This window comes from Nitratireductor aestuarii (assembly GCF_014641695.1).
Lineage (GTDB): Bacteria > Pseudomonadota > Alphaproteobacteria > Rhizobiales > Rhizobiaceae > Chelativorans > Chelativorans aestuarii.
In genome coordinates this window covers 713006-724161 of record NZ_BMIF01000001.1, presented here as the reverse complement: position 1 = coordinate 724161, position 11156 = coordinate 713006, and the positions used below count along the sequence as shown (strand labels likewise).

The 11156-nt window shown below is 60.5% G+C and carries 14 protein-coding genes; 11 read left to right on the top strand and 3 right to left on the bottom strand.

What is annotated here, in order from left to right:
- Positions 1 to 71: 71 nt before the first annotated feature.
- The 10 genes from nagZ to IEX27_RS03460 all read left to right on the top strand — a co-directional run bounded on the left by nagZ (position 72) and on the right by IEX27_RS03460 (position 8810).
- Entirely contained in the window at positions 72 to 1091 is a 1020-nt protein-coding gene (nagZ, locus tag IEX27_RS03505) for a beta-N-acetylhexosaminidase (RefSeq protein ID WP_188719523.1), read from the top strand.
- A gap of 67 nt (positions 1092 to 1158) precedes the next feature.
- On the top strand, positions 1159 to 1956 hold the full coding sequence (locus tag IEX27_RS03500; RefSeq protein ID WP_188719589.1) for a segregation and condensation protein A: 798 nt from the start codon (positions 1159 to 1161) through the stop codon (positions 1954 to 1956).
- Positions 1957 to 1961: 5 nt separating this feature from the next.
- Positions 1962 to 2681 carry an SMC-Scp complex subunit ScpB gene (gene scpB, locus IEX27_RS03495; protein WP_188719522.1) on the top strand — a complete coding sequence of 240 codons (720 nt, stop codon included), beginning with the start codon at positions 1962 to 1964 and terminating at the stop codon, positions 2679 to 2681.
- Between the two features lie 314 nt (positions 2682 to 2995).
- The gene (locus IEX27_RS03490; RefSeq protein ID WP_188719521.1) at positions 2996 to 3223 is read left to right on the top strand and encodes a twin-arginine translocase TatA/TatE family subunit; all 228 of its coding nucleotides are present in this window, start codon (positions 2996 to 2998) and stop codon (positions 3221 to 3223) included.
- 34 nt (positions 3224 to 3257) lie between these two features.
- Positions 3258 to 3860 (top strand): Sec-independent protein translocase protein TatB, encoded by a 603-nt coding sequence (tatB, locus tag IEX27_RS03485; RefSeq protein ID WP_188719520.1) that lies wholly within the window; start codon positions 3258 to 3260, stop codon positions 3858 to 3860.
- Entirely contained in the window at positions 3857 to 4699 is an 843-nt protein-coding gene (tatC, locus tag IEX27_RS03480) for a twin-arginine translocase subunit TatC (RefSeq protein ID WP_188719519.1), read from the top strand. Before tatB ends, tatC begins: the two co-directional genes overlap by 4 nt.
- A 60-nt stretch (positions 4700 to 4759) precedes the next feature.
- Positions 4760 to 6052 carry a serine--tRNA ligase gene (gene serS, locus IEX27_RS03475; protein WP_188719518.1) on the top strand — a complete coding sequence of 431 codons (1293 nt, stop codon included), beginning with the start codon at positions 4760 to 4762 and terminating at the stop codon, positions 6050 to 6052.
- A 49-nt stretch (positions 6053 to 6101) separates the two neighbouring features.
- Positions 6102 to 6860 carry a 5'/3'-nucleotidase SurE gene (gene surE, locus IEX27_RS03470; protein WP_188719517.1) on the top strand — a complete coding sequence of 253 codons (759 nt, stop codon included), beginning with the start codon at positions 6102 to 6104 and terminating at the stop codon, positions 6858 to 6860.
- Positions 6857 to 7507: a protein-L-isoaspartate(D-aspartate) O-methyltransferase gene (locus IEX27_RS03465; protein ID WP_188719516.1), complete on the top strand. Its 651-nt coding sequence runs from the start codon at positions 6857 to 6859 to the stop codon at positions 7505 to 7507. Before surE ends, IEX27_RS03465 begins: the two co-directional genes overlap by 4 nt.
- Positions 7508 to 7598: 91 nt before the next feature.
- The gene (locus tag IEX27_RS03460; RefSeq protein WP_188719515.1) at positions 7599 to 8810 is read left to right on the top strand and encodes a M23 family metallopeptidase; all 1212 of its coding nucleotides are present in this window, start codon (positions 7599 to 7601) and stop codon (positions 8808 to 8810) included.
- Positions 8811 to 8900: 90 nt separating this feature from the next.
- Here the strand turns inward: IEX27_RS03460 and IEX27_RS21540 are convergent, their stop codons facing one another.
- The 3 genes from IEX27_RS21540 to IEX27_RS03445 all read right to left on the bottom strand — a co-directional run bounded on the left by IEX27_RS21540 (position 8901) and on the right by IEX27_RS03445 (position 10609).
- Complete coding sequence (locus IEX27_RS21540) at positions 8901 to 9311, bottom strand: type II toxin-antitoxin system HicB family antitoxin (protein ID WP_188719514.1); 411 nt, start codon at positions 9309 to 9311, stop codon at positions 8901 to 8903.
- Positions 9312 to 9313: 2 nt separating this feature from the next.
- Positions 9314 to 9583 (bottom strand): type II toxin-antitoxin system HicA family toxin, encoded by a 270-nt coding sequence (locus tag IEX27_RS03450; protein ID WP_244630197.1) that lies wholly within the window; start codon positions 9581 to 9583, stop codon positions 9314 to 9316.
- A gap of 147 nt (positions 9584 to 9730) precedes the next feature.
- On the bottom strand, positions 9731 to 10609 hold the full coding sequence (locus IEX27_RS03445; protein WP_188719513.1) for an ATP-binding protein: 879 nt from the start codon (positions 10607 to 10609) through the stop codon (positions 9731 to 9733).
- A 202-nt stretch (positions 10610 to 10811) separates the two neighbouring features.
- Between IEX27_RS03445 and yajC the strand changes: the two genes are divergently transcribed.
- A complete protein-coding gene (gene yajC, locus IEX27_RS03440) occupies positions 10812 to 11150 on the top strand; it encodes a preprotein translocase subunit YajC (protein WP_188719512.1) in 339 nt (112 codons plus the stop codon).
- The last annotated feature ends 6 nt before the right edge of the window (positions 11151 to 11156 follow it).

Genomic DNA, 11156 nt, shown 5'->3' with positions numbered 1-11156 from the left:
GGCTTTTTTGTATCGCAGCGGCAGCCGCGGCAATTCCGTGCGCTGCCCGACCGAACGGGATAGATTGAGCCATGACCGAATCAAAAGCGATGATCTTGGGGGCCACGGGCAAGTGCCTGACGGCCGAAGAACTGGACCTCTACCGCAGTGAGCGTCCATGGGGATTCATTCTCTTTGCGCGCAACATTGGCGAGCCCGAACAGATCCGGGATCTTGTCGCCTCCATGCGGGATGCCGTGGGCCGGCAGGACGCGCCTGTGTTCATCGATCAGGAGGGCGGGCGCGTACAGCGACTTCGACCACCACTCGCACCGAACTATCCCACCGGGGCAGCGCTCGGGCGGATCTTCGCCGCGAATCCGGAAGCTGGCCTGCGCGCGGCATGGCTCATGTCGCGTCTGCATGCATTCGATCTGTTGAACCTTGGCATTACGGCGGACTGCCTGCCTGTGCTCGACGTACCGGTGCCGGGCTCCCATGATGTGATTGGCGATCGAGCCTACGGGCATGATGCTGATATGGTCGCGCGCATGGGTCGTGCGGCTGCCGACGGTCTGCTCGCAGCCGGCGTGCTTCCCGTGATGAAGCATATCCCGGGGCATGGGCGCGCCTTCGCCGACAGCCACAAGGAATTGCCGCGCGTCGATGCGTCGATTGAAGAGCTCAGGAACCAGGACTTCCGTCCGTTCAGGATGCTCAACGATCTGCCCATGGCGATGACTGCGCATGTTGTCTACTCGGCGCTTGATCCGGAGTATCCGGCAACGACGTCGAAGCACGTCATTTCCGAGATCATCCGCGGCGAGATCGGCTTTGACGGCCTTCTGATGAGCGATGACGTCTCGATGCATGCACTTTCTGGGGATTTCGGCGATCGGGTGGACGCAATCCTTGCGGCGGGATGCGATGTCGTACTTCACTGCAATGGCGTGATGGATGAGATGCTGGCCGTCGCCAAGAGAACGCCGGAATTGTCGGGCAAGGCGCTTGAGAGAGCCGAGGCGGCTCTTTTGGGGCTGACCGCCGGCGATAGCGCGGATGAAGCTTCGATACGCGCGGAATTTGCCGAGCATTGCGCTCTGGTAGGGTGATTGAAAAGGACGGCTGAACGTGGCCGAACTGCCAAAGGAAGCAGCAGGTAAGGGTGCCCCAGCGCCCATGGAACAGCTTTGGGCTGGCGGCGAGGTCGTCGACCGGGGCGTGGCCGAGCCTGCGCTGACCGTGGACGTGGACGGTTTCGAAGGCCCGCTCGATCTGCTTCTGCACCTGGCGCGCGCCCAGAAGGTTGATCTGGCCAAGATCTCCGTGCTGGCCCTTGCCGAGCAGTACATCGCCTTCATCAATCGCGTGCGGAAGACCAGGCTGGAGCTCGCCGCTGACTACCTGGTCATGGCGGCGTGGCTCGCCTACCTTAAGTCGCGCCTGCTTTTGCCCAAGCCGCATAACGACGATCAGCCGAGCGGCGAAGAGATGGCTGCGATCCTGCAGTTCCGCCTGAAGCGCCTTGAGGCAATGCGCGATGCAGCCTCACGGCTGGTCAATCGCAACCGTCTTGGTCGCGAGGTCTTCCCGCGCGGCATGCCGGAACCGATCCTCGTTTCAAAGAAGAACGCGTTCGAGGCGAGCCTCTATGATTTGCTGACTGCCTATGCCGCGCAACGGCAGCGCCGGGCGATCACCAATGTGCAGATTGCCAAGCGGCATGTCTGGTCGCTAAAGCAGGCGCGCGAGATCCTGACGCGGCTTGTGGGCGCCTCCCTTGACTGGACTCCGCTCGACAGGTTCCTGATCGCCTATCTGACCACGGCGGAAGAGCGGGCGACGGCGCGTGCCAGTACTTTCGCCGCATCGCTGGAACTGGTGCGTGAGGGAGCGCTGGAAATTCGACAGGTTGAACCGTTCGGGGACATTTTCCTCCGCAGCGGACCCAAGGCCGCAGATCTAGTGCGCGGATAGGTTAGATGACTGAACAAACGCCGTTTGTTGACGATGCCGAAAGGCCGGAAGCCAGCCAGTCTGCCAACGGTATGGTTTTCGTTGAGGCAAAGCGTATGGCCGAGGCGCTGGTCTTTGCCAGTGCGACGCCGGTCTCCGAAAAGCTGCTTTCCGAACGGTTGCCCGACAAGGTCGACATACGTGCGGTTATGGAAGCGCTGAAGCAGGATTATGCGCGCCGGGGCGTCAACCTCATTCGTGTTGAGGACAGCTGGGCTTTTCGGACCGCTGGCGACCTTGCGTTCCTCCTCAATCGCGATGCGCTCCAGCAGCGCAAGCTTTCGCGCGCAGCACTCGAGGTGCTCGCCATCATCGCCTATCATCAGCCGGTGACGCGCGCCGAGATCGAAGAGATTCGCGGCGTCGAGACGTCGAAGGGTACGCTTGATCTTCTGCTTGAGACCGGCTGGGTGCGCATGCGTGGTCGCCGGCGGACGCCGGGCCGGCCCGTGACCTATGGCACGACGCTGGATTTCCTCGATCACTTCGGTCTGGAAGAGCTTGGCGACCTGCCGGGAATCGATGAGCTCAAGGGTGCGGGGCTCCTGTCGCCGCGCATGCCGACAAACTTCACCGTGCCGTTGCCGTTCGGGGATGCCGAAGGTCTCACCGACGAAGAAGATCCGTTGACGGATGTCGATCTGGAAGAGCTTGGCCTGTTCTCACCAAAGGTTGATGAAGACTAGGCTTTTTCAGGACCTTTGGTTGCTTTGTCGCACCCGTCCGAACGTGGCAACGCAAGGCTTCGCGCAGATTTCCCGCCACTGTTAACCGTGTCTTCCATGCGCATGAAATTACTGGACATTTTGCTGTGGTAGAAGCTGTCCAGTTTGCTATACCCTTGAGGAAACAATTTCAGGGGGAGAGCAAAATGTGCAATATTGCGGCCAGATGCAGGATGCGCCAGGTTATATGACCATCATACTGACGCACTAATGTTTGAAACCACGCAAGAAAGCGAATAATCAGGGAAAGTCCCTGAACAAGGTAGAGACAAGACATGGGTTCCTTTTCGATCTGGCACTGGCTTATCGTACTCGTAGTGGTTCTGCTGCTCTTCGGACGCGGCAAGATTCCTGAGCTGATGGGCGACATGGCCAAAGGCATCAAGAATTTCCGCAAAGGCATGAGCGATGAAGATGCCCAGACGGAAGAGACGAAGACGGTCGAGCACCAGGCTGATGAGCCCGTGCGCACCACGACTGTAAAGAAGACCAGCAAGAGCTAAGGTCTCGTTTCGATCTCTTTCAGGTAGAATTTAGATGTTTGATCTCGGCTGGTCCGAAATCCTCGTCATTGCCATCGTGATGATCGTCGTTGTCGGTCCAAAAGACCTTCCGCGCGTGCTGCGCAGCTTTGGACGGACGACTTCGAAACTCAGGGCCATGGCAGGCGACTTCCGTCGTCAGTTTGACGATGCCCTGAAAGAGGCTGAGCTCGACGACGTCAAGACGCTGGTGGATGACGTCCGCAAGCTCGACCCGCGCAACGAGATCCGCAAGCATTTCAGTCCGCTGGAACAGGCCGGAAAGGACATCAAGTCCGGTCTGGACGAGGCGTCGCGCACCATGCCGTCGCCGACGCCGTCAACGTCGACGCTGGCCCAGCCAGCCGAGCCGCTGAAGCCCGGCCCGGCAGACATGCCCGGTGAAGCGGCGCCAGCGCCTGAGCCAGCCGCCAGCCCCGCGACCGTGGCGGCAAGCCCGGCCGCAGCCGAAGCCGCCAAGGCGGAGGCGGCAAAACCCAAGACAGCGAAAAAGACTGCAGCGAAGAAGGAGCTTGCTGAAAGCGTGGCGGGGGCTTCTGAACCCAAGCCCAAGGCAGCACCGCGCAGCAGGAAGAAGACCGGGAGCGACGCGCAGTGAGCGCCACCAACGAAGAAGACGAAGTCGAAAAGTCCGCTGCTCCACTTCTAGAACATCTGATCGAGCTGCGTACCCGGTTGATGTGGGCGATCGGTGCGTTCTTCATCGCGTTTCTGGTCTGCTTTTTCTTTGCCAAGCAGATCTTCAACCTGCTTGTGATTCCCTTCCAGTGGGCGACCGAGTGGGCCGGACTTGCGACCGATAAGGTCGACCTGATCTACACGGCGCCGCAGGAATTCTTCTTCACGCAGATCAAGCTCGCCATGTTCGGCGGCATCGTGCTGGCGTTCCCGATGATCGCCACACAGATCTACAAGTTCGTAGCGCCGGGCCTCTACCGAAACGAGCGGATGGCGTTCCTGCCGTTCCTGATCGCTTCGCCGATCCTGTTCCTGATAGGCGCAGCACTCGTCTATTTCTTCTTCACCCCGATGGTGATGTGGTTCTTCCTGAGTATGCAGCAGGTTGGACCAGACGCTGAGGTTCAGATCTCGCTCCTGCCGCGCGTCTCCGAGTACCTCAGCCTGATCATGACGCTGATCCTGTCGTTCGGTCTTGTGTTCCAGTTGCCCGTCGTCACCACGCTGCTGGCGAAGACAGGTCTGCTGACGTCCGAGGCTCTGGCGGGCAAGCGCAAAGTCGCCATCGTCGTCGCCTTCGTGGTGGCTGCCGTGCTGACGCCACCGGACCCGGTAAGCCAGATCGGTCTTGCACTTCCCACCATCCTTCTCTACGAGATCGGCATCTGGTGCGCACGCATGGTGGAGCGCAAGCGAGCGGAAGAAGCTAAGACCGCCGAAGAGGCTTCCGACGAGGTCGACGACGGCGCAGCATCCTGATTAGGGGCCTTCCACGTTTGTTCACGGCGTGTCACCCTCGAAACATCTGGAAGCTGACCTATGCTCGATATCAAGTGGATACGCGAAAATCCTGAGGCTCTCGTACAGGCTCTCACGAACCGGGGGCAGTCCGAGAGCGATTCGCAGGCGCTCGTTGCTTCCATCATCTCGGGGGACGAGGAACGCCGCGCTCATCTGACCAAGTTGCAGGAAGCGCAGGAGCGCCGCAACGCCGCCTCCAAGGAGATCGGCAAGGCGATGGGCTCCGGTGACAAGGACCTAGCCGAGCGACTGAAGGCGGAAGTCGCTGAGCTCAAGTCCTTCGTCCAGAACGGCGAGACCAGGGAACGCGAGCTTGAGGAAGCCCTCAAGGGCGCTCTCGCCGGCATTCCAAATGTTCCACTCGCCGATGTTCCGCTGGGCGCGGACGAGAAGGACAATGTCGAAGTCCGTCGTATCGGCGAGCCGGTGACCCACGACTGGTCGCGCGAACACTTCGACCTCGGCGAAGCCCTTGGCTACATGGATTTCGAGCGGGCCGCCAAGCTTGCGGGCGCGCGTTTCACCGTTCTTTCCGGTCAGCTTGCCCGTCTTGAGCGCGCGCTCGGCCAGTTCATGCTCGACCTGCACACGCAGGAGCATGGCTATACGGAAGTGCAGCCGCCGCTGATGGTGCGCGACGAAGCGCTCTACGGCACCGGTCAGTTGCCCAAGTTTGCCGAAGACCTCTTCCGTACCACCGACGATCGGTGGCTGATCCCGACCGCGGAGGTGCCGCTCACCAACCTGGTCAACGGCGAAATCCTGGAGGGCGAAAAGCTTCCGTTGCGTTTGACGGCGCTGACACCATGCTTCCGATCGGAAGCTGGATCGGCTGGCCGCGACACGCGCGGCATGCTGCGCCAGCACCAGTTCAACAAGGTTGAGCTGGTCTCAATCACTGATGCCGATTCATCCATCGCAGAGCACGAGCGCATGACCGAGTGCGCGGAAACGGTTCTGAAGAAGCTCGAACTGCCTTTCCGCACGGTTGTGCTGTGCACGGGCGACATGGGCTTCGGTTCGCAGAAGACCTACGACATTGAAGTCTGGCTGCCGGGGCAGAAGATGTACCGCGAGATATCATCGTGCTCGGTGTGCGGCGATTTCCAGGCTCGCCGCATGAACACGCGCTATCGTTCTGCCGGCGAGAAGCAGACGCGCTTCGTCCACACGCTGAACGGTTCCGGCGTTGCTGTCGGCCGCGCGCTCATCGCCGTGATGGAAAACTACCAGAACGAGGACGGAAGCATTTCCATTCCCACCGTTCTGCAGCCCTACATGGGAGGGCTCACGCGGATCGAGCGCGTGTGAGCAACTCGACGTTTAAGTGGTTCTTTGAGAAGGCGGGAAAGGGCGAGCGTTGCGTATTCTTCTGACAAACGATGACGGAATACATGCCGAGGGCCTGAAGGTCCTTGAGCGCATCGCTCGTACCCTGACTGATGATGTGTGGGTGGTTGCGCCCGAGACGGACCAGTCCGGCTTTGCCCATTCGCTTTCGCTCTCCGAGCCATTGCGCATGCGCAAGATCGATGATCGTCATTACGCGCTGCGCGGCACGCCGACGGACTGCGTCATCATGGGTGTGCGCAAGGTGATGGATCGGGCGCCGGATCTCATTCTTTCCGGCGTCAACAATGGCTCCAACATGGCCGATGACGTGACCTATTCGGGCACGATCGCCGGCGCCATGGAAGGAACGCTCCTCGGCATCCGCTCGATCGCGCTCAGCCAGGCCTATGACTACACCAACGACATGCGCTACGTGCCGTGGGATACGGTTGAGACGCTCGCTCCGGACCTGCTGAAGCGGCTCATCGATCTTGATGTGCCCAAGGGCGTGTTCCTCAACGTCAATTTCCCGAAGCTTCCGGCTGACGAGGTCAAGGGCGTGCGGGTGACCACACAGGGGCGTCTCACCCACGGGCTCTGGATCGACGAGCGCAAGGACGGACGCGGCTTCCCCTATTACTGGCTGCGCTTCGGACGGGCCGAGGTTGAGCTGCGGGAAGGCAGCGATCAGGCAGCACTTCGCGACGGCTTTGTCTCCGTCACCCCGCTGCACCTCGATCTCACAGCGCATGCGGTCCGTGATCAGCTGGCCAAGGCGCTCGCATGAACGAACGGGTAGGGGAGCGAGAGGGATTTGCAGCGTTCATGCTTCGCATGCGCGCGCGGGGCGTGATCAACAACGCATTGTTTTCCGCCATGGAGGCTACGCCGCGCGGAAGCTTCGTTCCCGTTGAATGGCATGCCTGGACATGGTCGCACCGTTCCGTTCCCATTGATTGCGGTGAATCGATCGAGGGATGCGACCTGCAGGCGGTCGTTCTCGACGCACTGAACGTGGGATCAAATCACAAGGTGCTCGAAATCGGCACCGGTTCCGGATACACGGCGGCCGTCCTGTCGCGAATCTCTTCCAAAGTCGTATCGCTTGACCGCTTCAAGCGGCTGATCGAAGATGCGCGCGTGCGCCACGATGCGCTCGGGATCAAGAACGTCATGTGCCGTCAGGGCAATGGGCTCGACCCGGTCGAGGACAGCCCGTTTGACCGCATTGTCGCGTGGGCAGCCTTCGACGAACCGCCGCGGCGTTACGCGGAAATGCTGACCAGCGGCGGCGTTCTGGTGGCCCCTGTAGGACCTGCCGAAGACGTCCAGATGATCCAGAGATTCGTTAAGACCGGCAGCCGTTTTGAGCGCACCGATATCATGCCGGTGAGGCTGCAACCCCTTGCTAAAGGTATAGCTCAAGCCATCTGATACCGTATTCTTACCCCGTCTTAACCTGCCAGTAACTTTAATACGCTTTTATAACCAAATAGAAAAAAGCGGGACGAGTGCGGGTAAGTTCATGGGTTTCAGTATCTCAGCACAGTTCAAGAGTGGTCTGGCACGGGGCGTGGCAGTAGCCGTCATGTGTGGCGCAGTCGTTGGCTGCAGTCGTGGCATGGACGGGCTGACTGACGGCCTCTCCACCAACTCTGTGGTTAGACCCCAGGTTCCGGTTGGCGGTGGGTATGGCACAATTCAGGAGGCCGCACCGCAGCAGAACTATCAGGTTCCGCCTCCGTCTTCGGTCGCGGCAGCCCCGGTCTCTCCGGTCTATTCTTCACCGGTGTCTTCGCAGCCTCTGCCGCCACCGTCCAGCTCGGCCGCACTCCCGCCGCCCGCAGCTCCGGCTCCCCAGCAGATGGCCGCCGCTTCGAACAGCGTGATGACTGCACCGGCCCCGGCAGCACCTTCCGCGCCCAGGACCTCCAGCCAGGGCAGCGGCAGTTACGTGGTCGCTCCCGGTGACACGCTCTACGGCATTGCAAGGAAGACGGGTGCAAGCGCATCCGCGATCCAGAACGCCAACGGACTGTCGAGCCCGGATTCGATCCGTATCGGCCAGCGCCTGACCATCCCGGGCGGCAGCAGCGTTCCGACGACGACGGTTGCCGCAGCACCTGCACCCGCACCAGCGCCGGTCGCAACACCTGCGGTAGCTTCAGCTCCGCAGCCAAAGCCGATCAAGGTTGCAGCCCCCGTAGATGCTCCGAAGCCTGTGAAGGCATCGCAGCCTGAGACGGTCGCCTCCTACACGCCGCCGACTGCTCCGGCATCGCAGCCGAAGCCAGCTTCCTCGACGGTCAGCGACGTGGCTCAGAAGAGTGCCGAAGTGGCAGCCCTTCCGCCTGAGGCAACCGGTGTCGGTCGCCTGCGCTGGCCGGTTCAGGGACGCGTCATTTCCCAGTTCGGCAGCGGCGGTGGAAAGTCGAACGACGGCATCGATATCGCGGTACCGGAGGGCACCTCCGTCCGTGCAGCCGAGAATGGCGTCGTGATCTATGCCGGTGACGGCCTGAAGGGCTTTGGCAACACGGTGCTCGTCCGTCACGAAGATGGCCTCGTAACGGTCTACGGCCACGCCTCGCAGCTCAAGGTGAAGCGCGGCGACCAGGTGAAGCGCGGCCAGGAAGTCGCCGTCTCCGGCATGACCGGCGACGCGGACCGTCCGAAGCTGCACTTCGAAGTGCGCAAGGGTACGAGCCCGGTCAATCCGATGACCTATCTGAACTGAGCCGCAACGGCTCAGCCTCAGGCAACAAAAAGAAGGGAGCAACTCGCCGGTTGCTCCCTTCGCTGTTTCAAAGGCTGAAAATGTTCAGTCTCAGGCCGAACCTTTCAGAGGCTTGGCTGACCTGACCGGTAAAACCGTAATTTCGGCGAAACGCGCCCATTCTTCTTCGTGATCGAGGCGCTGCTCCACCTCCCGCAGGACACGCTCAAGCTCATCGACACGGCACTCGATCTGGTCAAGATTGCCTGCAAGATCCTTTAGATCGGCAACCAGACGTTCCTTCTCGCGCCTTGCACGACGTACAGATGATCCGGGGACCGGGAGGGGCAGGTCCCGACGCCGGGCCGTATCGATCCATTCGAGGATCGCCTGCTGGGTATTGGCCAGCGCCTCTTCCGCCGTTTCGCCGTCTGACATGCATCCGGGCAAGTCGGGTACGAGGCCAACGAAGCCTCCCCCATCTTCCTCGCTAAGGGGGGCAAGGATGATTGGATAGTCCATGCTCAGTCTCCCAAACTTGCCTGTCTTCGCAATTCCAAGTGTACGTCAATCATCATAACAAGGGAACGAATGTATGGCGTCTTGATCGGACGTGCAGCCGGAATGGTCAAATGGCCCGCTATATGGGGGCTAATCGCCTTGTAGTGACTGCCTCGCGATGGCGTTTCCAGTTCTATCTGATGTTCAGTACAAAGCCTTGCAATATCATCAATGGTCCAGTCCGCTCGCGGGTTGCGGCGCATCTGTTCCAGCAAAGGAACCTTGCCTGCCACGTTGCCCCCTCCGTCCCGACGTGGAGGATCTAGTGTGGATCAGTTGTGGAGGCGATGCAACCAGTGATAGCAAAACCCGATGCGGCCTTGCGCAAGAGATGTTGATCTAATCCGTTTCTTCCATGGCAAAGCAAAGTTCTGCGAAGTCTAACCCTTCAGCTTCTGGCCCAGGCGGCCGGCGAGGTCCTGGATGAACTGCCAGGCAACGCGACCTGATCGGCTGCCGCGGGTGGTCGACCATTCGAGCGCTTCGGCGCGGAGCGTCTCCGGGTCGATCTTCAGCTCGTGGTAGCGGACGTAGCCTTCCACCATCTGCAGGTATTCATCCTGGGAGCACTTGTGGAAGCCGAGCCAGAGGCCGAAACGGTCCGACAGTGAAACCTTTTCCTCGACCGCTTCCGAAGGGTTGATGGCAGTCGAACGCTCGTTCTCCATCATGTCGCGCGGAAGCAGGTGACGGCGGTTGGAGGTCGCGTAAAAGATGACGTTGTCGGGCCGGCCTTCGATGCCGCCTTCCAGCACGGCCTTGAGCGACTTGTAGGACGTGTCGTCGTGATCGAATGACAGGTCGTCGCAGAACAGGATGAACCGGTAGGGCGCGGCCTTGAGCAGGTTCATCAGCCGGGGGAGGGTATCGATGTCTTCGCGGTGGATCTCTACGAGCTTCAGGGGTGAGGCGTCGTCTGCACGGGTGCGGTTGACCTCAGCCTGAGCCGCCTTGACGAGCGACGACTTGCCCATGCCTCGAGCGCCCCAGAGGAGCACGTTGTTGGCCGGAAGCTCTGCGGCAAAGCGTCTGGTGTTGTCGAGAAGAATGTCGCGTACCCGGTCAACGCCGGCGATAAGGCCAATGTCGACGCGGTTGACGTGGGGTACAGGCTGCAGGGTGCTGGTATCGGCAATCCACACGAAGCAATCGGCGGCCGTGAAATCCGGCTCCGGCAACGGTTTCGGCGCCATCCGACCGATCAGCTCGATCAGGCTGTCGAGCTTCTTGTTCAATGTTTCGATTGCATCTTCGGCCATTGCGATCCCCTTGCAGTACAGTACCGTACGGTACGGAGAATTCCATTCTTACTCCCGCTATGGGTTCAAAGGCAAGCAAAGCTTGTGCGCTCAAGGTTTTGTGGGTCCGGGCGCTGTTGCATTGCGGCCCTGAGTATTTATATTCCGCGCAATCTTTAGTGCGCGGAATTCCGGATTCCCGCCGTAATCTCAGGAGCATTTCATGTTTGTAACGCCAGCCTATGCACAGTCAGCCGCCGGGGGTGCACCGGATGTACTGATGAGCATCCTTCCGTTCATCCTGATTTTCGCCGTGATGTACTTCCTTATCATCCGGCCTCAGAGGACTCAGATGAAGAAGCGGGCTGAGATGCTTGCAAACGTCCGCCGTGGTGACTCCGTTGTGACCGGTGGGGGCCTCGTCGGCAAGGTGACCAAGGTCATCAACGACGCGGAAGTGGAAGTCGACCTCGGCAATGGCGTCAAGGTCACTGCGCTACGCGCGATGCTGGCAGACGTTCGCGCCAAGGGTGAGCCCGTCCCGACGGAAGCATCCAAGTAAGCTGAC